This window comes from uncultured Sphingomonas sp. (genome assembly GCF_913777625.1).
In the GTDB taxonomy this organism is placed as follows: Bacteria; Pseudomonadota; Alphaproteobacteria; order Sphingomonadales; family Sphingomonadaceae; genus Sphingomonas.
In genome coordinates this window covers 1-22,189 of the sequence record NZ_CAJYTI010000022.1, presented here as the reverse complement: position 1 = coordinate 22,189, position 22,189 = coordinate 1, and the positions used below count along the sequence as shown (strand labels likewise).

Sequence of the window (22,189 nt, the reverse complement as noted above, 5' to 3'; positions counted from 1 at the left end):
TTAGAACTGAGTCCCTACGTTGAAAGTAACAAGCTTCTTGTCGTCACCCGGCTGGCTGACGAGTGCCTTTGCGACGTCGATCCGCAGCGGACCGAACGGCGAATTCCAGTTCACGCCGAAGCCCACGGAGATGCGCGGCGACGCCGTGCTGCCACGATAGATTTCGTAGAATGGCTGCGTCGTCGTCACCGCCTGCGCATTGACGGAGGTGCCCACACACGGCGCGCCCGCGGTGGCAGCGTAGCCGATGTTGCACGTCGTCGACAGGCCCTGATTGGTACCGCTGCTGACGGTGTAGATCGCATTGCCCGACGAATCGAAGACTGGCGTGTTGAGCGGCAGCAGCGTCGGCGATCCATCCTTGTTGTACAGCAGGGTGTTCCCCGACTTTGCCTGCTCGAAATAGGTGTTCGTCGACGGCCGGCGGATCGAGAAGAGCGAGCCGGCCATGACGTAGATCGACGGCCGCAGACCCAGCTCGGCTGCCCCGGAGCCCAGCGGGAGCTCGAGCTCCGCCTTGGTCAGGTAATAGGCCTTGCCGCCCAGCGCGTCGTCGACGATCTGGTCCTTCGCCGTGTTGAGCAGCTGGGTATTCGTCTGCGGATCGTTGGTCGGCGTGCCGTTGTAATAATAGCGCTGCACGCGCGGGCCGACACCGCGAATGTCGAAGCCGCGGAACTGCGGCTCGCCCAGATAGAAGCGATCGGTGATGCGGATCTCGCTGCCATCGAGGCTCTTGATCACCCCGCCCTCGCCGGTCAGCGAGAAGACGAAGCCGCTGCCGAGGCCCCAATATTTGGCGCCGTCGATCTTGCCGCGGACATACCGGACGTCACCGCCCAGACCCGCCACGTCGACGCCCAGCGACACACGATGGCCGCGCGTCGGCCGCAGGCGGCTGTTGAGGCTGTCGTAGATCAGCGACATGCCGACCAGCGAGGTCAGGCGATTGCCCACCGCTTCGCAATAATAGCGGCCGGCCTTGAACGGATCGCACTTGCCGTTGGTATAGAAGGTGCTCTGATCGAGCGTCACATTGTCCTTGGCCAGATAATAGCGCCCGGACAACGTCCAATATTCGGTGAGCGGCAGGCCCGCCACCAGCTGGAAGCCGGTCGAGACCTGGCGATAGGTGGTGTTTCGGTTGGTGCCGAGATAGTTGAACGCGTTATAGTCGCGGCGGAAGATCGTGGCACCCAGCGCGATGTTGCTGTCGAACAGATAGGGCTCGGTGAAGCCCAGTTCGACCGACTTCGAATAGCTCGAATAATCGGCCGAGATGCTCGCCGTCTGGCCCATGCCGCGGAAATTGCGCTGGCGGATCGAGGCCTGGAGGATGAAGCGCTCGAGGCTCGAGAAACCGGCGGACAGCGTCAGCTCGCCGTTCGGCTTCTCTTCCACGTTCGCGCCGAGCACGATGCGGTCGGGGGCGGAGCCTTCCTTGCGCTCGATCTCGAACTTGTCCTGGAAATAGCCGAGGCTGTTGATGCGGTCCTGCGAGCGCTTGACCAGGAAAGTGTTGAACGCATCGCCTTCCGCGACGCGAAGTTCGCGGCGGATCACCTTGTCCTGCGTCTGGCGGTTGCCGGTGATGTCGACGCGCTCGATATAGGTGCGGTTCGCCTCGCCGATGTGGAAGTTGATCGTCATCGTCAGCGCATCCTTGTTGCGCTGATAATCGGGGCGAACATCGGCAAAGGCGTAGCCGAACAGGCCGGCGGTCTCGCTCAACTGCTCGATCGTGTCTTCAACCGTCTTGGCGTTGTACCACTGGCCTTCCTTGATCGGCAGCGCGGCGGCGAGCTTCTTGTCGTCGAAGTCGCGGATCGCACTGTCGACCGTCACCGGGCCGAATTTGTAGCGCGGGCCTTCCTCCACCACGTAGGTGATGATGAAGTCCTTCTTGTCCGGCGTCAGCTCGGCCACCGCCGAGATCACGCGGAAGTCGGCATAGCCGTTGGTCAGGTAGAACTGGCGCAGCTTCTGCTGGTCATAGGCCAGGCGATCCTGGTCGTACGACGTGTTCGAGCTGAGGAAGTGCGAGAAGCTTGCGACCTTGGTGGCCATCTGCGCGCGCAGCTTCTTGTCGCCGAACACCTCGTTGCCGATGATGTTGATCTGGCGGACCTTCGACTTCGCACCCTCGTGGATCTCGAAGATGACGTCGACGCGGTTCTGGTCGAGACTGACCATCTTCGGCTCGATGCGCGCGGCGAATCGGCCCTGGCGGCGATACAGCTCGATGATCCGCGCAATGTCCGCACGCACCGCGGTGCGCGTGAAGATCTGGCGCGGCTTGAGCTTGATCTCCTTGTCGATCTTGTCCTGCTTCAGCCGCTTGTTGCCTTCGAAGACGACGCGGTTGATCACCGGGTTCTCGCGGATGCGGATCACCAGATTGCCGGTCTCGACGCCCTCGATCTGCACGTCGGCGAGCAGTTCGGACGCGTAGAGATCGCGGATCGCCTGGTCGACCGTCTCGTTGGTGTAGCTGTCACCCACCCGCAGGCGGGTGTAGCTGAGCACCGTTTCCGGCTCGATGCGCTGCGAGCCTTCCACTCGCAGCGACTTGATCGTCCGGACCACTGCCGGAGTCGCCGGTGCCGGCGCAGCCTGAGGCTGGGTCGCCGGCGCCGCGGGCTTGGCCGCGGTCTGCGCCTCTGCCGGCGCTACCACGCCCGACAGGATCGTCCCTGCCAACAGCGTAGCCGTCGCCCGCGCGCCCAAATTGCTTGCCTTGATCGCAGTCACCATCCCACCCCAGTCGGAATCCAAATATTACCGGAACGCGCGCGGCACCTTGCCGCCCTGCACGAACCCCCTCAGCCGATCAAGCCGGCCAGATGTCTCCACACACCGAATGCACCCAAATCGTTGAGCGTCACGAACAGCATCAGCGCGAGGATCGCGAGCATGCCGCCCCGGAACGCCCATTCCATCACCTGCGGCTCCACCGGGCGCCGGCGGACCGCTTCCACGGCGTAGAACAGGAGATGACCACCATCCAGCACCGGGACTGGCAACAGGTTGATGAATCCCAGATTAATAGAGACGAGCGCGATCAGGAACGCGAACTCGATCGGCCCCATGGAAAGTCGTTCGCCCGAGACCTGCGCGATCTTCAGCGGACCGCCGAGTTCCGCAACGGAACGACGGCCGGTTATGATCTGTCCCAGCCCGTCCACCGTCATGCGGACGATGTCGGCGGTGTTGCGCAGACCGACCAGCGGCGCCTCGATCAGGCTTACCGGTACCTGGACCGATCCCGCGGCGCCGATGCCGAGCTGGCCGATGCGAAACTCGTTGCCGAAGCGATCGCGCTCCAGCCGGGTGCCGATCGTCGCGTCGACGCTGCGCGCGGCGCCGCCACGAATGAAATCGACGCGTACCTGCTCGTTTGGCCGCAACTGCGTGAACTGCGCGAGATCGGCGTAGGTCGCGACAGAGCGTCCATCGAGCCCGGTGATGCGGTCGCCCGGCTGCAGGCCTGCGTGCGCAGCGGCGCTGCCCGGAAGCACCGTTCCCACCACCGACGGCGTGCGGTTCTCGCCGAACATGAAGGCGAAGGCAGAGAGGATGACGATCGCCACCACGAAGTTGGCGATCGGACCCGCCGCGACAATGATCGCGCGCTGCCAAAGCGGCTTGGCCTGGAAGGTCTTGGCGCGCTCGCTCGCTGGCAGCTGCAGCCACTCGGGCGAGGGCTGGCTCGCCGGGTTCATGTCGCCAGCGAAGCGGACATAGCCGCCCAGCGGCAACAGGCTGAACTTCCAGCGCGTGCCGCGGCGATCGGTGATGCCGGCGATCTCGCGGCCGAAGCCGATCGAGAACTCCTCGGCCTTCACCCCGAAGAGGCGGCCGGCCAGATAATGTCCCAGCTCGTGCAGAAACACGAGCGGCCCGATCACCAGCGCGAACGCCAGAATGGTGAGCAGGATGCCGGGGGATTGGATCAAGCGACGCAGTCCTTCACTCGCTCAGCCGCAAAAGTCCGCGCCTCTTCGTCGATTGCCAGCACGGCGTCGAGCGTTTCCGGAGCGGCCGGGTCATAGCGGCTAAGCGTATCGGCAGAGATTGCGGCAATTTCAAGAAATCCGATCCGCCCGGCAAGAAAGGCCGCGACCGCGACTTCGTTGGCGGCGTTGAGGATCGCCGGGCGCGCACCGCCCGCCTTCAGCGCCTCGATCGCCAGCGCCAGCGCCGGGAAGCGATCGAGATCGGGATTTTCGAAGTCGAGCCGGCCTACTGCGGCAAGGTCCAGCGGCGCGCAGGGCGTCTCCATCCGCTCGGGCCAGGCCAGCGCATAGGCGATCGGCGTGCGCATGTCGGGCGTGCCGAGCTGCGCCAGCACCGAGCCGTCGACATATTCGACCATCGAGTGGACCACCGACTGGGCGTGCACCAGCACCGTCAGCTGCTCGGCGGCAACGGGGAACAGGTGGAAGGCCTCGATCAGCTCAAGACCCTTGTTCATCATCGTCGCCGAATCGACCGAGATCTTCGCACCCATCGACCAGTTGGGGTGCGCCACCGCCTGCGCCGGCGTGATGCCGCGCATCGCTTCCTTCGGCGTTGCGCGGAACGGGCCGCCGCTCGCCGTGAGGATGATCCGGCGCACGCCCTTGGGCGCGGTGCGATCGAGGCACTGGAACACCGCATTGTGCTCCGAGTCGACCGGCAGCAGCGTGGTGCCGTGCGCGCGGGCGGCCGCCATCATCACCTCGCCCGCCGAGACCAGCGACTCCTTGTTGGCGAGCGCGACCGTCCCGCCGCCTTCGAGCGCTGCCATCACCGGCTTGAGGCCGGCGGTGCCGACGATCGCCGCCATCGTCCAGTCGGAGCCCATTCGCGCGACGTCGCACACCGCATGCGCCCCGCCCAGCGCCTCGGTGCCGCTTCCGGCAAGGCGCTCGCGCAGGGCCGGCAGGCAGGTTTCGTCGGCAACCACCGCGTAGCGCGCGCGGGTACGGATCGCCGCGGCCGCAAGCTTCTCGACATCGCAATTGGCAGTCAGCGCCACGACTTCGAATGCATCGGCGTTGCGTTCGATCAGGTCGAGCGTCGAGGTGCCGACCGATCCGGTCGCCCCCAGCACCGTAACGCGCTTCACCACCAGAAACCTCCCAGCGCCACCTGATGATGGACCGCAAAAAACAGGGCCGCGACCGGCGCGGCAAAGACGAGGCCGTCGAGCCGGTCGAGGATACCACCATGGCCCGGCAGCAGCGTGCCCGAATCCTTCACGCCCGCCACGCGCTTCAAATGGCTTTCATAAAGATCGCCGACCTGCGACGCGACGGCGACGATCGGCGAGACGAGCACCATCCACCACCCGATCGCTACACCCGGCGCCAGCGCGACGAACGCGGCGGTAAAGCCGACGGACGCGACCAGGCCGCCGATGAAGCCCGCCCAGGTCTTGTTGGGGCTGATGCCCGGCGCCAGCTTCGGACCACCGATCGCGCGCCCGGCAAAATAGGCGCCGCTGTCGCATACCCAGACGATCGCCATCGTCCAAAGGGTCGCGGCAAAGCCCTGCGGGTGATCCCGCAGCAGCAGCAGCGCAAGCACCGGCAGTCCGACATAGATCTGGCCGAGACCCAGCTTGCCGCTCCGCGTCACGATCGCGACGAAGAAGAAGGCGCCGAACACCAGGCCGAGCGCGAGGAAACCAGGTCCCGCAGCCCCGGGGCTCAGGATCGCCAGCGGCACCATCAGCACATATTGGGAAAACCGGCGTTTGGCCGTGTCGCCGGCGAGCAGCGTCCACTCGCCGATCATCAGCACCGCCATCACGGTGATGACCAGCCAGAACCCCCAGCCGCCGGCCCATAAGGCGGCAAGTGCCAGCCCGATCAGGGCTAGGCCCACCACGGCGCGTTTGGGGAGGTCGGAATTCTTGCTCACAGGCCACCGAACCGGCGTTGCCGCCGCCCGAACGCGCAGAGTGCGTCGGCGAGGGTCTTTTCGTCGAAATCCGGCCAGAGCGTGTCGACGAACAGCAGCTCGGCATAGGCAGCCTGCCACAGCAGGAAATTGGAAAGCCGCTGCTCACCCGAGGTGCGGATCAGCAGGTCGAGCGGCGGCAGCCCCGCCGTCTCGAGCTCGCCGTCGAAGCAGGCCTCGTCGATCGCGGCGGGATCGAGCGTGCCGTCGCGCACCTGCTCGGCGAGCCGCCGGGTCGCTGCGAGGATTTCCGCCTGCGCGCCATAATTGAGCGCGATCACCAACGTCGGCCCCGGGTTGCCGGCCGTACGCGCAACCGCGCCCTCGATCATCGCCACGAGATCGGGCGAGAGGCTGCGCCAGTCTCCGATCACCTTGAGCTGCACGCCCTCGGCGATCAGCTCGTCGAGTTCGCTCGCCAGGAACTGCCGCAGCAGTCCCATCAGCGCGCCGACTTCCTCCTCGGGGCGTCGCCAGTTCTCGGACGAGAAGGCGTAGAGCGTCAGCACCTCGATGCCGAGCGTGCGGGCCGCGCGCGCGACACGGCGGACTGCCTCCACGCCCTGCCGATGCCCGGCGATGCGTGGCAGCAGCCGCTTCTTCGCCCAGCGGCCGTTTCCGTCCATGATGATCGCGACATGGCGGGGCGGCGGCGTCTCGCCGCCCGAAGCGGAAGCCAGCTTAACGGCCACCGCGCCCTGCCCTTCCGGCCGCACCAGAAACCCCGGGGCGGATCACTTGCCCAGGATTTCCTTTTCCTTGGCCGCCGCCGCCGCGTCGATATCGGCGATCGTCGCGTCGGTCAGCTTCTGGACGTCGGTTTCGTGGCGCTTGCGCTCGTCCTCGCCGAACACGCCCTTCTTCTCGTCGGTCTTCAGGCTGTCCATGCCGTCGCGGCGCACGTTGCGTGCGGCGATGCGGGCCTTTTCCGCATACTGGTTCGCCAGCTTGGCGAGTTCCTTGCGGCGCTCCTCGGTCAGGTCCGGGATCGGCAGGCGGAGGGTCTGGCCATCGACGATCGGGTTGAGGCCGAGACCGGCCGAGCGGATCGCCTTGTCGACCGGGCCGACGTTCGACTTGTCCCACACCTGCACCGAAAGCAGGCGCGGCTCGGGGGCCGAGACGGTCGCCACCTGGGTGATCGGCATGTGCGAGCCATAGACCTCGACGGTAACCGGATCGAGCAAGGTGGTCGAGGCGCGGCCGGTGCGCAGACCGGTCAGATCGTGCTTGAGCGATTCCACTGCGCCGGCCATGCGGCGCTCGAGGTCTGCCTTGTCGTAAGCGGCCATTTCGGCTCTCCTTGAAGCTTGTGGTACGGGTTACGCGGCGTTCGCATCCTGGACGATGGTGGAAGTCCCCTCGCCCCGGAGCACCGAGGCGAGATTGCCCTCGCCGCGGATGTTGAACACCACGATCGGAATATGGTTGTCGCGGCACAGCGCGACGGCAGAGGCGTCCATCACCTTCAGATTGTCGGCGAGGACGCGGTCGTAGCTGAGCGTCTCGTAGCGCGTCGCGGTCGGCACCTTCTTGGGATCGGCATCGTACACGCCGTCGACCGAGGTGCCCTTGAACAGCGCATCGCACTTCATCTCGGCCGCCCGCAGCGCCGCCGTCGTGTCGGTGGTGAAGAACGGCAGGCCGGTGCCGGCCGCGAACAGCACGACGCGGCCCTTCTCCATGTGCCGCTCGGCGCGGCGGCGGATATAGGGCTCGCAGACGCTGGCCATCGGGATGGCGGACTGGACGCGGGTCTCGACGCCCACCTTCTCCAGCGCGTTCTGCATGGCGAGCGCGTTCATCACGGTGGCGAGCATGCCCATGTAATCGGCGCTGGCGCGGTCGAAGCCCTGCGCCGCGCCCGCAATGCCGCGGAAGATGTTGCCGCCGCCGACGGTCATGCAGATTTCCAGGCCGCTTTCCTTGGCCTCCTTCACCTCGAGCGCGACGCGCTCGCAGGTCTCCGGATCGATGCCGAACTGGCCCTGGCCCATCAGGACCTCCCCCGACAGCTTGAGAAGGATGCGGCGGAAGGTCGGAGCAGTCATGGGGTTCCTGAAATCTTGAGAAGCGGACAGCGAAGCGGCGCGGACCCTAGAGGAGCCGCGCCGCGCGAACAAGCGGGGATGCCGGAGAAAGGCCGCCGAAACGGCCCTTCCCGGCGCGCCTGATTACTTGGTGAGACCGGCCGTCGCCGCCACTTCGGCAGCGAAGTCGCTCTCTTCCTTCTCGATGCCTTCGCCGAGCTGGAAGCGGACATAGTCCTTCAGCACGATCGCCGAGCCCGAATCCTTCGCCGCCTTGGCGATGACGTCGGACACCGGGGTCTTGCCGTCCATCACGAACAGCTGGCTGAGCAGGGCGTTTTCCTTGGCGAACTTCTTCACCGCGCCGTCGACCATCTTCTCGATGATCTCGGCCGGCTTGCCGCTCTCGGAGGCCTTCTCGGCCGCGATCGCACGCTCGCGGGCGAGCACGTCCTGGTCCAGGCCGCTCTCGTCGAGCGCCAGCGGGAAGGCGGCGGCGATGTGCATAGCCAGCTGCTTGCCGAGCGGCTCGAGCACGTCGACACCGGCTTCCGATTCCAGCGCGACGAGAACGCCGATCTTGCCGAGGCCCGGGGCCGCCGCATTGTGGACGTACGGGATCACCGCGCCCTTGGCGACTTCGACCTTCTTGGCGCGACGCAGCACCTGGTTCTCGCCGATCGTGGCGATGTTGGCGGTCAGCGTCTCGTCGACGGTCTGGCCCGACTCCATCTTCGCGCCCTTGATGGTCGTGATGTCGTCGCCGGCTTCCAGCGCCAGGGTGGTGGTCTCGCGGACGAAGTTCTGGAAGATCTCGTTCTTGGCGACGAAGTCGGTCTGCGAGTTCACCTCGACGGCGACACCCTTGGTGCCGGCAACCGCCAGGCCGACCAGGCCTTCGGCGGCGGTGCGGCTCGACTTCTTGGCGGCAGCGGCGAGGCCCTTGGCGCGCAGCCAGTCGGCCGCGGCTTCCATGTCACCGTTGGTCTCGGAGAGCGCCTTCTTGCAATCCATCATGCCGGCGCCGCTCTTTTCGCGGAGTTCCTTGACGGCGGCTGCAGTGATCTCGGCCATGTCTCTATTCCTCAGTTAAAAGTCGGGCGGAGCAGTGCGCGTTGCCCTGCCCCGCCCCGATTACGGTTCGATGACGCGGGCGATCAGCCTTCGACGGCTTCCTCGACCGGCGGCTGCTCGGCAGCACCGAAGTCATAGCCCTGCTGCATCAGCGCCTCGCGGCCGCCGCGGGTCGCGGCGATGGCAATGGCTTCGCAGTAAAGGCGGATGGCACGGCTGGCGTCGTCGTTGCCCGGAACCGGGAACGCGATGCCGTCCGGCGAAACGTTCGAGTCGAGCACGGCGACGACGGGGATGCCGAGCGTGTTGGCTTCCTTGATCGCCAGCTCTTCCTTGTTCGCGTCGATCACGAACATGATGTCGGGGATGCCGCCCATGTCGCGGATGCCGCCGAGCGAGAGCTCGAGCTTGTCGCGCTCGCGGGTGAGCTGGAGCACTTCCTTCTTGGTGAGGCCGTGCGTGTCGCCCGACAGCTGCTCTTCGAGCGTCTTGAGGCGCTTGATCGAGTTGCTGATGGTCTTCCAGTTGGTGAGCATGCCGCCCAGCCAGCGGTGGTTGACGAAGTGCTGGCCCGCACGACGCGCTGCCTCGGCGATCGGCTCCTGCGCCTGGCGCTTGGTACCGACGAACAGCACCTTGCCGCCGGCGGCGACGGTCGAGCTAACGAACTCGAGCGCGCGTGCGAAAAGCGGAACGGTCTGCGACAGGTCGATGATGTGAACGCCGTTGCGCTCACCGAAGATGTAGGGCTTCATCTTCGGGTTCCAGCGGTGGGTCTGGTGACCGAAGTGTGCGCCCGACTCGAGCAGCTGCTGCATGGAGACGACAGGTGCCGCCATAGGGATAACTCCTTCCGGTTGGTCCTCTGGGAAGCGGGAATTCGGAGAGGCTCCGAACACCGGGTTATGATGCTTCCCATGCGGGGTTGAGGCGGGCCGCTTAGTCGATTGCGCGCCCCGGCACAAGCTGGAACATTATCAGAACATCGCTTGACGGCGGAACATGAATGGAACATACAGCGATCAGAACGCGATTGATGGAACAGGCAGGACTCTCGGCGGTTCGAGGGTCTTGGGTTCCGCTGGGATCGGCGTTGAAGATCAGGAGCCGGGTAATGACTGGATTCGCTGTCTTTCTTCTGTTCAGCGCCGCGTTTGCGGCCGCATGCTGGACGCTGTATGCAAGCATTCGTCCGCAGTTGCATCGCTTTGCCGAATTGTTCGGCGTGGCAGGGCCGGTAGCACTTCCCGCCCCCTCGCCGCGGCTGTCGCGGGTCAGGGTGCGGTCTGCTCCGGCACGGATGCCGCGTCTTCGTCCGCAGTGCGCAGTCGCCTGATCCGGCGATAGGCGCGGATGCTGAACGGGATGCTGGCGAGGTAGGCGATCGCCACGATCGCCAGCGTCGTCCAGGGGGCCGAGACCAGCGCAGCCGCCAGCGCGACCAGCACGGCGATCGCTTCGAAGCGGACATTTTGGCGCAGCCGGATTTTGGGACCGAAGGTCGCGACGCTGGAGACCATCAGCACGGCGATGAACGCCGTCCAAATCGCGATCGCTATCGGTGCGCGGGTCAGCGGTTCGCCGGTCCATAGCCAGAGATAGAGCGGCGTCAGCGCCAGCGCGGCCCCGGCAGGGGCTGGCACGCCTGTGAGGAAACCGGCAGATTTGTGTGGCTGTTCGGCAAGGTCGATCTGCGCGTTGAAGCGCGCGAGCCGCAGTGCGCAGAAGAGCGCGTGGAGGAGTGCGACCAGCCAGCCAAATCGGCCGAGGGACTGAAGCGACCAGAGGTACAGAATCAGCGCCGGCGCGACGCCGAACGAAATGGCGTCCGACAGGCTGTCGAGTTCCGCACCGAAACGGCTCTCGGCGCGAACCAGGCGGGCAATGCGCCCGTCGATCCCGTCGAGGACCGCCGCGGCGAGCACCATCAGTACCGCGGCTTCCCAGTTGCCGAGGATCGCGAAACGGATGCCGGTGAGGCCCGAGCACAGGGCGAGCGCAGTGACAGCGTTCGGCAGCACGGCGCGCAGCGGAATGCCGCGAGGGAGCCCCGGGCGGCGCCCCGGCGGACGCCCCTGAGCAGAGCGCCGGGCCAGCCCGCGCCGGACGCGCGGGGTTTCGTCGCTCATTGCGCCACCCCGGTTGCACTTGCGACGTTGCGGCGGGCGATGATCGTCTCGCCGGCGATGGTGCGTTGGCCGAGAACGACCTGCGCGCCATATTCCTCGGGCAGGAAGATGTCGACGCGGCTGCCGAAGCGAATGAGGCCGATGCGCTGGCCGGCAACGACCATGTCGCCCGGCTTGACGAAGGCGACGATGCGGCGCGCAACCAGGCCGGCGATCTGAGTGAAGCCGATGCGCAGCCCGTCGCGATCCTCGACGACGAGGTGCTGGCGCTCATTTTCTTCGCTCGCCTTGTCGAGGTCGGCGTTGAGGAACTTGCCCGAGATATAGATGACGTGGCGGATCGTACCGGTAATCGGCGTGCGGTTCACATGGACGTCGAACACGCTCATGAAAATCGACACGCGGACCATCGGTGCGTTGCCGAGCGCGTGCGGGCCCGTCAGTTCCGGCGGCAGCGGCACGCGCTGGATCATCGTGACGAGGCCATCAGCAGGGGAAACAAGCGCGCCTTCCACGACCGGCGTCACCCGGACGGGATCGCGGAAAAAGGCAGCGACGCCCAGCGTCAGGAACAGCAGCGGCCAGGTGAGGACGTCCCATACCCAAAGGCTTGCCAGCGCGATCGCTGCGGCGATCAGCACATATTTGCGGCCTTCGGGGTGGATATCGGGAAAACGCCACTTCACCGTCGAGGTACCGACCGGGGGCTTATCGAGCGATGTCATGCGTACAGGTGTAGCCGCCCGACCGCGCTTTTCCTAGAGTATCGTGCGAACAGCCGGGGTACAGGGCAACAAAGCCGCCGCGCCGCGTTGTCTCCTGGCCAGGATCGGGACCGATTTGCGACGCCATCGCTTGCATGTTGGAAAGATTTTGCGCAGGCGATGTCTCTGAAGCGTAATATTTTCGTAAGGAAGCCCATGCCCCCTTCGACCGCCACCGCCAAGCGCCGCAGCACCCGCCGCAGCCGCCCCGCCGGTGTGCCCTCGCCGACGATGTTCTTCCTGCAGCAGTTCCTCAAGCGCCCGGTGATGGTCGGTGCGGTCGCCCAGTCCTCGGGCCGTCTGATTCGCCGGATGCTGAGCAAGGTCGACTGGGCGAACACCAAATTGTTCGTCGAATATGGCCCGGGCGTCGGCACCTTCAGCCGCCCGATCCTCGAGCGCCTCGCGCCCGACGGCAAGCTGATCGTGATCGACACCAACCCCGATTTCATCCGCTATCTGCGCCAGTCGATCGACGATCCGCGTTTCGTCGCGGTGCTCGGCTCGGCGGCCGATGTGCAGAAGATCGTGCGCGACAATGGCTTCGCGCAGGCCGATTATATCGCTTCGGGCCTGCCCTTCTCGACGTTGCCCGACGGCGTGGGCGACGCGATCGCCCAGGCGACCCGCGAGATCCTGCGGCCCGGCGGCGCGTTCCTGGTCTACCAGTACAACCCGAACGTCCGGAACTTCCTGACCCCGCACTGGGACCATATCGAACACGAGATGGAATGGTGGAACATCCCGCCGGCCCAGCTCTGGTGGGCGTGGAAGGACTGAACCTTCGCCATCAGAAACAAGAAAGGCGGCCATGGCATTCCATGGCCGCCTTTTTTTTCGATGAGCGGGGCGGCCAGGGCCGCCCCGTCGCGGATCACCAGTTCCACATCGTCCCGTCTTCGAGGCGGGCGACCGGCAGATAGGCCGGCTTGTACGGATATTTTGCCGCCAGATCCTCGTCGATGTCGACACCGTGGCCCGGCGCCTCACCGCAGAACAGATAGCCCTTGTCGAAATGGTAATCGTGCGGGAACACCGCATCGGTCTCTTCGGAATGGCGCATATATTCCTGGATGCCGAAATTCGGGACCCAGGTGTCGAAGTGCAGCGCGCAGCCCATCGTCACCGGCGACAGATCGGTCGCACCATGGCAGCCGGTGCGGATCTGGTAGAGGCTGGCCAGATCGGCGAGGCGACGCAGATGGGTCAGGCCGCCGGCGCCGACCACCGTCGCGCGCAGATAGTCGATCAGCTGGTTCTGGATCAGGTCCTTGGCGTCCCAGATCGTGTTGAAGATCTCGCCCACCGCCAGCGGCGTGACGGTGTGCTGGCGGATCAGCTTGAACGCCTCCTGGTTCTCGGCCGGGGTCACGTCCTCCAGCCAGAAGAGCTGATAGGGCTCGAGCATCTTGCCGAGGTTGGCGGCTTCCTGCGGCGTGTAGCGGTGGTGGCCGTCGTGCAGCAGATGATGGTCGAAGCCATAGGTGGCGCGCAGCTTCTCGAACAGCTTGGGCACATAGTTGAGCGCCTTGCGGGTATCCCAGCCGGTGACCGAAGGCAGCGCCGCATCGGCGGGTTCGTAATAGAGCTTGCCGCGGCCGACGCCGTACGCATCCTTGATGCCCGGCACGCCGGTCTGGGCGCGGATCGCCTTGTAGCCCATGTCGATATACTGGCCGACGGCATCGACGGTCTCGTCGATGTCGCTGCCATTGGCATGACCATAGACCATCACGCCGTCGCGGCTGCGGCCACCGAGCAGCTGGTACACCGGCATGCCGGCCATCTTGCCCTTGATGTCCCACAACGCCATGTCGACGGCCGCGATCGCGCGCATCGTCACCGGGCCGCGACGCCAATAGGCCCCGCGATAGAGATACTGCCAGATGTCCTCGATCCGGCGCGGATCCATGCCGATCAGGCAGGGGATCACGTGATCCTCGAGATAGGAAACGACCGAAAGCTCACGGCCGTTCAGCGTGCCGTCGCCGATGCCGTACACGCCCTGGTCGGTATGGATCTTCAGGGTTACAAAATTGCGGCCGGGGCAGGTTACGATAACCTTGGCCGAAACGATCTTCATGGAGCTATCCCTGCGAGGCTGAGCGTTGCAACCGGCCTGACCAATCCAGCCACTTCTGTCAAGTCTGGCAGGATTGGTCAGACATCAAGGGGGCTATCCTAGCCCTGCCCGCCTAAGCTTTCCTCAACGTGCGGGCGAAATCGTCACCAATGCGATGTCGTTCGTGTTCAGCGGCAGGCGGTAGGAGAGTCGACCGGTACGGCCAACCGTGACCTTCGTCTCCTCCGGCACATCCCGCGTGAGCGCCTGGAGTTGCGCGATCTGCGCAGTCGAGAGCGCCTTAGGCATGCCGAGATCGAGATAGGCCGAATAGGCATCGTTATGGCGGTAGCCGGTGCGCTGCACGCGCAGCCGATAGCTGCCCGGCACCAGACCCGTCACCGTAAGTTCGGCGGGTGCCTCGGCCTTGGCGGGTACGATCCGGGTGTAGAAGGGCCGATTGCTGACCTTCTGTTCGGGCTGGTGCCAGTCCCACACCAGCGCCACCACGCTGTTGCCATCCTTTGCGGCCAGGCTGTAGCCGTCGCCCGTGGCGAGCGCCTGGCCGCGCACGGCGTTCAGATATTTGTAGGCGAACCAGGCGGGCTTGCGGATGCCCTCACGGTTCATCAGCCCGAAGCCGCCATGGAAGGGCGTGGGCGGCGGCCCCGGCTCCTCGAACAGGTCGGTATAGGTCCAGTAGCTCATGCCCTGCACCGCCCCGGCCACGCCCTTCAGCTTGGTGAGGATATACGGCGCACTGACATAGCTGTCGTGCACCGCGTCGCGCGGGGTGTAGCTGGTGCTCCACTCGGTAAAATAGAGCGGCAGCGCGGGAAAGGCGGAGGCGGCGATTTCCTTGCGGACCTTCAGCACGTCGCCGATGATCGCGTCCTTGCTGGCCGAAAGCTTGGTGTCCTGCTGCCCCTTTTCGTCGAGAAAGCCGCCGTCGACGCCGTAGGTGTGCGTGGTCACGAAATCGACCGGCGCCTTGCTCGCGGCGACATGCGCGAGGAATTCCGGCACCCAGGCGGCCCCTGCGGTCGACGGCCCGCCAACGCGCAGTGCCGGGTCCACTGCCTTCAGCGTGCGGGCGGTGACGTCGTACAGCTCGAAATAGGCCCTTTGGTCCGCCTTTTCCCAGAAGCCATCGAGGTTCGGTTCGTTCCACACCTCGAAATACCAGCTGCGCACTTCCTGCTGGCCATAGCGCTGGAGCAGGTGGCGGGCGAAGGCGTCGATCAGGGTGCGCCAGCCCTCCAGTTGCGGGTGCGAGGTGTTGCCCTTCCAGTAGAAGATGCTGTTGTCCGACGTCTTCAGCGCCTCCGGCGTGAAGCCCAGTTCGACGAACGGCTTGATCTTCTTGGCGAGCAGGTCGTCATAGAGTTTGTCGATGCCCGACCAGTCATAGACGATCCTGTCGCCCTGCCGCTGCACCGTCTTCAGCACGTCGTGGAAGATGGCGTGGAAGCGGATATAGCGGAACCCGAGTTCGGGCACGGCGGTCGCAAGCTGCGCCTGGCTATCCGGCCGCGCCAAGGTGCCGGGAAAATCCGAGCCGATCGACAGATCGAAGAAGCGATCGACGGGTCCCAGCGGCTTGGTGGCATCGATCCGGATCGTGCGGTCCTGCGCTGGTGCCGACGTGGCGCCCAATAGCGCGCCCGCCAAGGCGAGCGTCGCAACAGCCGTTCGCATGTACCTCTCCCGATCCCATTCACGTTAGCGCTACCACCTTGCCTGTACGGGAGGGACAAGACAAGCGTGGAAGCGAAAAACAGCGAAGGATCAGAAGGCCGCGCGGCCGAATTCCTGACGCGTGACCGGATGGCTGGCAGAAAGCCCGCCGTCCACCGCGATGGCCTGCCCGTTGACATAGCTTGCCGCGTCGGAGGCGAGGAACAGCGCCACCTGCGCGATTTCTTCCGGTCGACCGGCGCGACGCAAGGGATTGAGATGGCCGAGCTTGTCTTCCTTGCCTCGCTCGCGTGCATAGTCGAAGGCGCGTTGCGTCATGCCGGTCTCGATCAGGCCCGGGCAGATCGCGTTGACCCGCACGCCGGACGTAGCGAGCTGCTGCGCTGCGGTCTGCACCAGGTTGATCACCCCGGCCTTGGAAGCCGAATAGGGCGTGCCCCCCGCCCCCGATCGCAGCCCGGCGACGCTCGCAGTGCACAGGATCGCGCCGCCGCCGCGCGCGACGATGCGTGGCGCGGCGTGCTTGATCGCAAGCGCCGTCCCGATCAGATTGACCCGCAGGACTTCGGTCCAAAGCGCTATATCTGCGTCGAAAATGCCTGCCGTGCCGCCGCTGATCCCGGCGTTGGCGTAGAAGATATCGATGCCGCCAAAATGGGCGCACGCGCCCTCTACCAGCCGCTGGACGTCGCTCTCGTCGCCCGCGTCCATCTCCACCGCCAGCGCGTCCGGCAGCCCGGTGATCGTATCGGTAACCGTAGCCGAGCGATCCGCCGCGACCACCTGCGCCCCGGCCGCCGCAAAGGCGCGGACCGTAGCCCGGCCGATGCCCGAGGCAGCGCCGGTCACCACCGCTACCTTGCCCGCGAAGTTCATGCCCCTGCCCTTTGTGCGAAATGCCACGCCGCCGACGCCAGCCCCGGCAGCCGCTCGACGGTCGCCGCCGCCTGCGCGCTCGAGGCATTGCCGTCGATCATCCGCTTCTTGATACCCTGGACGATGCCGGTGAGGCGGAACAGGTTGTACGCGAAGTACCAGTCGAGATCCGGCACGCCGTCGGATCCGGTGGCGGCACAGTAGCGGGCGACCATCTCCTCGATCGTCGGGATCCCCGTCGCCGGCCCCGCCAGGCCTTTGACGCCCGAGCGCCCCTCGGGTTCGGTCACCCAGTTCATCAGGAAATAGGAGAAGTCCGCCAGCGGATCGCCGAGCGTCGACAACTCCCAGTCGAGCACCGCCAGCACCTCGGGCCGGTCGGCCGCGAAGATCATGTTGTCGATCCGATAGTCGCCATGGACGATGCTGGTGCGCGTCTGCGGGGGCACGGTGCGCGGCAGGAATTCGATCAGCCGTTCCATCTCGGGCAGATCGTCGGTCTGGCTGGCGCGGTACTGGCGGGTCCAGCGCTCGACCTGGCGGGCGAAATAATTGCCGGGCTTGCCATAGTCGCCCAACCCGACCGTCTCCGGATCGATGCGGTGCAACGCGGCGAGCGTGTCGACGATCGCGTGGTAGATGGCGGTCCGCTCCGGCGGCGACATGCCGGGCAGCGAGCCGTCCCACAGCGTGCGCCCCTCGACCATTTCCATCAGGTAGAAAGGCGCGCCGATCACCTGGCGGTCCTCGCACAGCGCATAGGGCCGTGCGACCGGAAAGCCCGCCGGGTGCAGCGCGGCGATCAGCCGATATTCGCGCTCCACCGCATGGGCCGAGGGCAGGATCGTCCCGAAGGGCTTGCGCCGAAGCACATAGCTTCCGGATCTAGAATCAACACGATAGGTTGGGTTGCTCTGTCCGCCTGGGAACTTTGCCACGGTTAGCGGTCCAGCAAAACCGGGGACGTTCGCGGCGCCCCAGGCGGCGAGGCGGATTTCATCCAGGTCGCTCATGCGAACGCGATCACCGAGCGGACGCTGGTGCCTTGGCGCAGCTTCTCCAGCGCATCGTTCACCTGCGGCAGGCCGATCCGCTCGGCGACCAACGTGTCGAGATCGAGCACCCCGTCGAGATAGAGCTGGACCAGCCGTGGCATGTCGATTGGGAAACGCGTGCTGCCGAGCAGTGACCCCTGGATCTTCTTGCCGGTAAGGAAGCTGGGGCCCGGCAGGGTGACGCTCTGACCCGGCGCGATCATGCCGAGGATCGTGGCGGTGCCTCCCCGGCGCAGGATCTGCCAGGCGAGCTCGGCGGTGGCGGGACGCCCAACGGCCTCGATCGCGTAATGCACGCCGCCATCGGTCAGCGCGAGCACCTGCTTGACGATGTTTTCCGCCGCGGGATCGAAGACGTGGGTGGCCCCCATCTTCTTCGCCAGCGCACGCTTTTCCTCGACCGGGTCGAGCGCGAGGATCTGCCCCGCACCGGCGATCTTCGCGGCATTGATTGCCGCCAGCCCGATGCCGCCTGCCCCGATCACCGCCACGCTTTCGCCAGGGCGCACGCGACTGTCGTTGAAGACCGCTCCCGCGCCGGTGATCACCGCGCAGCCGAGCAGCGCGGCACGGTCGAGCGGCATGTCCTTGTTGATCGCAACGCAGGCATTTTCGTGCACCAGCATCATCTCGGCAAAGGCGGAGAGATTGAGGAACGGCGCGAGCGGCGCACCGCTGGCGAGCTTCAGTCGCGGTTCGGCATCCGCCGGCCGCCGCGTCGAGGGATCGATGCACAACGAGGGGCGGCCGCTCACGCACATTTCGCACGACCCGCAAAAGGCAGTGAGGAAGGTGATGACATGGTCGCCGGGACGCAGCCGGGCCACGTCCGAGCCAACGGCCTCGACAATGCCTGCCGCTTCATGGCCCGGCACGGTCGGCACCGGATGCGAGAAGGCACCGTCGACGAAATGAAGGTCGGACCGGCAGACCCCTACCGCCGCAGTGCGGATCAGCACTTCGCGGGGGCCCGGCTTGGAAACCTGCACCTCCTCGATCTGGAGCGGCGTCTTGGCCTCGAACAGGACGGCGGCTTTCATGTGCCCGCGCCTTACCGGCTGACGCCGAGATCGCCGGAACTGGCCCGGTCGCTCTTCTGTGCGGCATATTTGCCGAATTCGGCGCGGGCGATGGCGCGGGCATGGACCTCGTCCGGTCCGTCGGCCAGCCGCAGCGTGCGCACGCTGCCCCAGTTGTGCGCGAGGTCGAAATCGTCGCTCACCCCTGCCCCGCCATGCGCCTGGATCGCGTCGTCGAGGATCTGCAGCGCCATCGCCGGCGCCTGCACCTTGATCATCGCGATCTCGAGCTGCGCCGCCTTGTTGCCGGCCTTGTCCATCATGTCGGCGGCCTTGAGGCAGAGCAGCCGGGTCATCTCGATGTCGATCCGGGCGCGGGCGATACGCTGCTCCCAGATCGAGTGATCGGCGATGCGCTTGCCGAATGCGACCCGCGCAACGAGGCGCTTCGCCATGGCGGCGATCGCTTCTTCCGCGACCCCGATCGTGCGCATGCAGTGATGGATGCGCCCCGGCCCCAGACGCCCTTGCGCGATCTCGAACCCGCGCCCTTCGCCGAGCAGCAGATGGTTCGCCGGCACCCGCACGTCGCGAAGCACGATCTCGGCATGGCCATGCGGTGCATGATCATACCCGAAAACCGAAAGCATGCGCTCGATGGTGACGCCGGGAGTGTCCAGCGGCACCAGGATCATGCTTTGCTGGGCGTGTTTGGCGGCACCGACATCGGTCTTGCCCATCAGGATGGCGATCTTGCACCGCGGATCGCCCGCGCCGGAGGACCACCATTTCCGGCCGTTGATCACATAATGATCGCCGTCGCGTTCGATCCGCGTCTCGATATTGGTGGCGTCCGACGAGGCGACCGCCGGCTCGGTCATCAGGAAGGCGGATCGGATCTCGCCTCGCATCAGCGGCGCCAGCCACGCATCCTTCTGCGCCCGCGTGCCGTAACGGTGCAGCACCTCCATGTTGCCGGTGTCGGGCGCCGAACAGTTGAATACCTCCGACGCCCAGCCAACCCGGCCCATTTCCTCGGCGCACAGCGCATATTCCAGATTGGTGAGTTGCTCGCCCTCGAACACGAAGCTGTCGTCGACATGGGACTGGCCGGAATGCGGCGGCATGAAGAAATTCCACAAGCCCGCAGCCTTGGCGCGGCTCTTCACGTCCTCCAGCACCGGGTTGACCGACCAGCGGTCCGCGGCTGCCGCCGCAGCGCGATAGTCGCCCTCGCGCGGACGGATCTCAGCGTCGATAAAGGCCTTCACCCGATCGCGGTAATGGGTCTCGCGCGCGTTCAGCGTGAAGTCCATGGCATCGCTCTCCTGCTTGTCGTTGGGGCGAGCCTATACCGTACCCGATATTCGGTAAAGGCCCGCGCCGAAGCAAATTGACCACACGCCAGCTTCAAAAAATCGTTTTGGCGCGGGGCGGAAACGGCTAAGCTCGCGCCATGCAATCGCCCACCCCGATCGAGACCACCAACACGAAGCGGTTCCAGGCCAAGCGCGACGCCATCCTGGCCGCCGCCGCCGCCGCGATCAACGAACAGAGCGCGAAGGGCATGACCTTCGCCGACGTCGCACGGCGGGTGGGGCTCAACACCACCTCGGTCACCTATTATTTCAAGCGCAAGGAAGATCTGGCCGCAGCCGCGTTCGAGCAGACGCTGGCCTGGCTCGATGCCATCCTCGACCAGGCGCTTGCCGAACCGACGCCGGAGGCGCGCGTCGCACGCTTCCTGGCGATCAACATGGAGCGGCTGGCCCGGATCGGACGCGGCGAGGAGCAGGCGGTCGCGATCCTTTCGGACCTGCGGGCGATGGAGGAGCCGCTCAAGGGCAAGCTGCTTGCCGGGTGGCGCAACATCTTCCGCAAGACCCGCAGCCTGTGGGGCAATGAGGGCAGCCGCGCCGAGACCGATCTGCGCGGCGCGCGCGCCCATGTGCTGCTGGAGAACAGCTTCTGGCTGAACGCCTGGATGTCGCGCTACGAGATCGACGAATATCCGCGCGTCGAGGCGCGGCTGATGGATGTGTTCCGCCATGGCATTGCGGCCCCCGGGCAGCGCTGGGCGCCGGCGCTGTTCGACCTTGTCCATGAGGAACCGGAGCCCGGCCGCGAGGCCTTCCTGCTGGCGGCCACCCGATTGATCAACGAACTCGGCTATCGCGGCGCCTCGGTGCAGCGGATCGCATCGGAACTGAACGTCACCAAGGGCAGCTTCTACCACCATCTGGACGCCAAGGACGATCTGGTGATCGCCTGTTACAAGCGCAGCTTCGACATTCTCGCCGATGCCCAGCGCCTGGCGGAGCGCCATGCCGGCACCCAATGGGCGCGGCTGGAAAGCACCATCGCGACGCTGCTCGACTATCAGTTTTCCGAGCGCGGGCCGCTGCTGCGCACCACGGCGCTGTCGGGCCTGCCGGTGGCGGTGCGCAACACCATGCTCGATCGCTCGAACCGGATCGCCCGTCGCTTTGCCGGCATGCTCTCCGACGGCATCGCCGAAGGCACGATCCGCCCGATCGACCCTCTGGTTGCGAGCCAGGCGGTGATGGCCTTGCAGAATGCCGCGTTCGACATGCGCAAATGGGCAAGCACCATGCCGCGCGACCGTGCGGTGACGTTCTATGCCTCCACCCTGGCCTTCGGCTTGTTCGACGACCGCGTGCTGACCGCCTAGGCTGTGTCTGCATTTGAGGATTCCCATGACCGGTGCGTTCTGATTCAAGGCTGGTGAAGGAGCCAGGTCATGAGCAGACGCACGCTGACGGACGAGCAAAGGGAGCGGATTGCGGAACATCTTCCTGGGCGGGATGGGCTGCGTGGGCGCAGCGGGGTCGATAATTGGCTGTTCGTGGATGCCATTTTGTGGATGGCGGGCAATGCAGCGCGCTGGCGTGATCTGCCGGAGGTGTTCGGCAAATGGAGCGGGGTCCATGCGCGGTTCCGCCGTTGGTCGCACGCTGGCGTTTGGGAGAAGCTGTTCCATGCGATGGCCGACACGCCGGACTTCGAATATGTCCTGATCGACAGCACGATCTCGAAGGTTCACGCCGACGCAAGCGGCGCAAAAGGGGGGCTGAAGCTACCGCAATCGGCCGTTCGCGTGGCGGACTGACGACCAAGCTACACGCGGCCGTCGATGCCATCGGACTGCCGATCCGTATCCACCCGACGCCGGGGCAACGTGGCGCCGCTCCACAGGCGCACGATCTCTTGAAAGGCCTGCGTGGCATTGGTCACGTCATCGCAGATGCTGCCTATGATGCCGATCCGCTGCGCATCTTCATTGCCGATGATCTCGGCGCAACGGCGCAGATCAAGGCCAATTCCAGCCGGACCCGAAAGCCGACAATCGACTGGCAGCTCTACAAAGAGCGCCACCAGATCGAGTGCTTCTTCAACAAACTCAAACGCTTCCGCCGCATTGCCCTGCGCTGCGAGAAGACGATCTCCGCCTTCATGGGATTCGTCCATCTCGCATGCGCCAGGATCTGGCTCCGCTAAATGCAGACAGGCCCTAG

Annotated in this window: 20 protein-coding genes; 3 read left to right on the top strand and 17 right to left on the bottom strand. The window is 65.7% G+C overall.

The genetic code is table 11. The features are described from left to right. The 11 genes from bamA to QZ814_RS12580 all read right to left on the bottom strand — a co-directional run bounded on the left by bamA (nt 1) and on the right by QZ814_RS12580 (nt 11,904). Nucleotides 1-2,754, bottom strand: a complete 2,754-nt coding sequence (gene bamA / locus QZ814_RS12630) for an outer membrane protein assembly factor BamA (protein WP_294332751.1) — start codon at nt 2,752-2,754, stop codon at nt 1-3. A 68-nt stretch (nt 2,755-2,822) separates the two neighbouring features. Continuing rightward, nucleotides 2,823-3,956, bottom strand: coding sequence for a M50 family metallopeptidase (locus QZ814_RS12625; protein WP_294332749.1), 1,134 nt, complete (start codon nt 3,954-3,956; stop codon nt 2,823-2,825). Then, entirely contained in the window at nt 3,953-5,110 is a 1,158-nt protein-coding gene (locus QZ814_RS12620) for a 1-deoxy-D-xylulose-5-phosphate reductoisomerase (RefSeq protein ID WP_294332820.1), read from the bottom strand. The genes QZ814_RS12625 and QZ814_RS12620 overlap by 4 nt, the downstream gene beginning before the upstream one ends. After that, complete coding sequence (locus tag QZ814_RS12615; RefSeq protein WP_294332747.1) at nt 5,107-5,907, bottom strand: phosphatidate cytidylyltransferase; 801 nt, start codon at nt 5,905-5,907, stop codon at nt 5,107-5,109. Before QZ814_RS12615 ends, QZ814_RS12620 begins: the two co-directional genes overlap by 4 nt. Next, a complete protein-coding gene (gene uppS / locus QZ814_RS12610) occupies nt 5,904-6,572 on the bottom strand; it encodes a polyprenyl diphosphate synthase (RefSeq protein WP_294332819.1) in 669 nt (222 codons plus the stop codon). The genes QZ814_RS12615 and uppS overlap by 4 nt, the downstream gene beginning before the upstream one ends. A 108-nt stretch (nt 6,573-6,680) precedes the next feature. After that, entirely contained in the window at nt 6,681-7,238 is a 558-nt protein-coding gene (gene frr / locus QZ814_RS12605) for a ribosome recycling factor (RefSeq protein ID WP_294332745.1), read from the bottom strand. Between the two features lie 30 nt (nt 7,239-7,268). Next, complete coding sequence (pyrH, locus tag QZ814_RS12600; protein WP_010544556.1) at nt 7,269-7,997, bottom strand: UMP kinase; 729 nt, start codon at nt 7,995-7,997, stop codon at nt 7,269-7,271. Between the two features lie 123 nt (nt 7,998-8,120). Next, complete coding sequence (gene tsf, locus QZ814_RS12595) at nt 8,121-9,050, bottom strand: translation elongation factor Ts (RefSeq protein ID WP_294332741.1); 930 nt, start codon at nt 9,048-9,050, stop codon at nt 8,121-8,123. 83 nt (nt 9,051-9,133) lie between these two features. After that, nucleotides 9,134-9,889, bottom strand: a complete 756-nt coding sequence (gene rpsB, locus QZ814_RS12590; protein WP_294332739.1) for a 30S ribosomal protein S2 — start codon at nt 9,887-9,889, stop codon at nt 9,134-9,136. A gap of 435 nt (nt 9,890-10,324) precedes the next feature. After that, nucleotides 10,325-11,179: a CDP-diacylglycerol--serine O-phosphatidyltransferase gene (gene pssA / locus QZ814_RS12585; protein ID WP_294332738.1), complete on the bottom strand. Its 855-nt coding sequence runs from the start codon at nt 11,177-11,179 to the stop codon at nt 10,325-10,327. Beyond that, on the bottom strand, nt 11,176-11,904 hold the full coding sequence (locus tag QZ814_RS12580) for a phosphatidylserine decarboxylase (RefSeq protein WP_294332736.1): 729 nt from the start codon (nt 11,902-11,904) through the stop codon (nt 11,176-11,178). The genes pssA and QZ814_RS12580 overlap by 4 nt, the downstream gene beginning before the upstream one ends. 195 nt (nt 11,905-12,099) lie before the next feature. Here QZ814_RS12580 and QZ814_RS12575 point away from each other — a divergent pair, with 195 nt between their 5' ends. Continuing rightward, nucleotides 12,100-12,723 (top strand): methyltransferase domain-containing protein, encoded by a 624-nt coding sequence (locus QZ814_RS12575; protein ID WP_294332733.1) that lies wholly within the window; start codon nt 12,100-12,102, stop codon nt 12,721-12,723. A 94-nt stretch (nt 12,724-12,817) separates the two neighbouring features. Here QZ814_RS12575 and manD read toward each other — a convergent pair whose 3' ends face one another. The 6 genes from manD to QZ814_RS12545 form a co-directional block, all read right to left on the bottom strand. Further along, the gene (gene manD / locus QZ814_RS12570; RefSeq protein WP_294332732.1) at nt 12,818-14,026 is read right to left on the bottom strand and encodes a D-mannonate dehydratase ManD; all 1,209 of its coding nucleotides are present in this window, start codon (nt 14,024-14,026) and stop codon (nt 12,818-12,820) included. Nucleotides 14,027-14,149: 123 nt separating this feature from the next. Next, nucleotides 14,150-15,703 (bottom strand): beta-xylosidase, encoded by a 1,554-nt coding sequence (locus QZ814_RS12565; RefSeq protein WP_294332730.1) that lies wholly within the window; start codon nt 15,701-15,703, stop codon nt 14,150-14,152. A 90-nt stretch (nt 15,704-15,793) separates the two neighbouring features. After that, nucleotides 15,794-16,579 (bottom strand): SDR family NAD(P)-dependent oxidoreductase, encoded by a 786-nt coding sequence (locus tag QZ814_RS12560; protein ID WP_294332728.1) that lies wholly within the window; start codon nt 16,577-16,579, stop codon nt 15,794-15,796. Beyond that, nucleotides 16,576-17,592 carry a phosphotransferase family protein gene (locus QZ814_RS12555; protein ID WP_294332727.1) on the bottom strand — a complete coding sequence of 339 codons (1,017 nt, stop codon included), beginning with the start codon at nt 17,590-17,592 and terminating at the stop codon, nt 16,576-16,578. The genes QZ814_RS12560 and QZ814_RS12555 overlap by 4 nt, the downstream gene beginning before the upstream one ends. Then, complete coding sequence (locus QZ814_RS12550; protein WP_294332725.1) at nt 17,589-18,674, bottom strand: Zn-dependent alcohol dehydrogenase; 1,086 nt, start codon at nt 18,672-18,674, stop codon at nt 17,589-17,591. The genes QZ814_RS12555 and QZ814_RS12550 overlap by 4 nt, the downstream gene beginning before the upstream one ends. A gap of 11 nt (nt 18,675-18,685) precedes the next feature. Beyond that, nucleotides 18,686-19,969, bottom strand: coding sequence for an acyl-CoA dehydrogenase family protein (locus QZ814_RS12545; protein ID WP_294332723.1), 1,284 nt, complete (start codon nt 19,967-19,969; stop codon nt 18,686-18,688). Nucleotides 19,970-20,109: 140 nt separating this feature from the next. Between QZ814_RS12545 and QZ814_RS12540 the strand changes: the two genes are divergently transcribed. Both QZ814_RS12540 and QZ814_RS12535 read left to right on the top strand, forming a co-directional pair. Further along, a complete protein-coding gene (locus tag QZ814_RS12540) occupies nt 20,110-21,345 on the top strand; it encodes a TetR/AcrR family transcriptional regulator (RefSeq protein WP_294332722.1) in 1,236 nt (411 codons plus the stop codon). Nucleotides 21,346-21,414: 69 nt separating this feature from the next. Beyond that, nucleotides 21,415-22,172, top strand: a protein-coding gene (locus tag QZ814_RS12535) for an IS5 family transposase (protein ID WP_294332720.1) whose coding sequence is annotated in 2 segments (ribosomal slippage) — nt 21,415-21,733 and nt 21,733-22,172 — 759 coding nt in all. Because the reading frame shifts where the segments join, the coding sequence is not laid out codon by codon here. Nucleotides 22,173-22,189 lie beyond the last annotated feature (17 nt).

What these genes read in the sequence shown, in the direction of transcription:
- bamA (WP_294332751.1), bottom strand. Translation starts at nt 2,754, where the DNA reads ATGGTGACTGCGATCAAGGCAAGCAATTTGGGCGCGCGGGCGACGGCT.
- uppS (WP_294332819.1), bottom strand. Translation starts at nt 6,572, where the DNA reads ATGGACGGAAACGGCCGCTGGGCGAAGAAGCGGCTGCTGCCACGCATC.
- frr (WP_294332745.1), bottom strand. Translation starts at nt 7,238, where the DNA reads ATGGCCGCTTACGACAAGGCAGACCTCGAGCGCCGCATGGCCGGCGCA.
- pyrH (WP_010544556.1), bottom strand. Translation starts at nt 7,997, where the DNA reads ATGACTGCTCCGACCTTCCGCCGCATCCTTCTCAAGCTGTCGGGGGAG.
- tsf (WP_294332741.1), bottom strand. Translation starts at nt 9,050, where the DNA reads ATGGCCGAGATCACTGCAGCCGCCGTCAAGGAACTCCGCGAAAAGAGC.
- rpsB (WP_294332739.1), bottom strand. Translation starts at nt 9,889, where the DNA reads ATGGCGGCACCTGTCGTCTCCATGCAGCAGCTGCTCGAGTCGGGCGCA.
- pssA (WP_294332738.1), bottom strand. Translation starts at nt 11,179, where the DNA reads ATGAGCGACGAAACCCCGCGCGTCCGGCGCGGGCTGGCCCGGCGCTCT.
- QZ814_RS12580 (WP_294332736.1), bottom strand. Translation starts at nt 11,904, where the DNA reads ATGACATCGCTCGATAAGCCCCCGGTCGGTACCTCGACGGTGAAGTGG.
- QZ814_RS12575 (WP_294332733.1), top strand. Translation starts at nt 12,100, where the DNA reads ATGCCCCCTTCGACCGCCACCGCCAAGCGCCGCAGCACCCGCCGCAGC.
- manD (WP_294332732.1), bottom strand. Translation starts at nt 14,026, where the DNA reads ATGAAGATCGTTTCGGCCAAGGTTATCGTAACCTGCCCCGGCCGCAAT.
- QZ814_RS12565 (WP_294332730.1), bottom strand. Translation starts at nt 15,703, where the DNA reads ATGCGAACGGCTGTTGCGACGCTCGCCTTGGCGGGCGCGCTATTGGGC.
- QZ814_RS12560 (WP_294332728.1), bottom strand. Translation starts at nt 16,579, where the DNA reads ATGAACTTCGCGGGCAAGGTAGCGGTGGTGACCGGCGCTGCCTCGGGC.
- QZ814_RS12555 (WP_294332727.1), bottom strand. Translation starts at nt 17,592, where the DNA reads ATGAGCGACCTGGATGAAATCCGCCTCGCCGCCTGGGGCGCCGCGAAC.
- QZ814_RS12550 (WP_294332725.1), bottom strand. Translation starts at nt 18,674, where the DNA reads ATGAAAGCCGCCGTCCTGTTCGAGGCCAAGACGCCGCTCCAGATCGAG.
- QZ814_RS12545 (WP_294332723.1), bottom strand. Translation starts at nt 19,969, where the DNA reads ATGGACTTCACGCTGAACGCGCGCGAGACCCATTACCGCGATCGGGTG.
- QZ814_RS12540 (WP_294332722.1), top strand. Translation starts at nt 20,110, where the DNA reads ATGCAATCGCCCACCCCGATCGAGACCACCAACACGAAGCGGTTCCAG.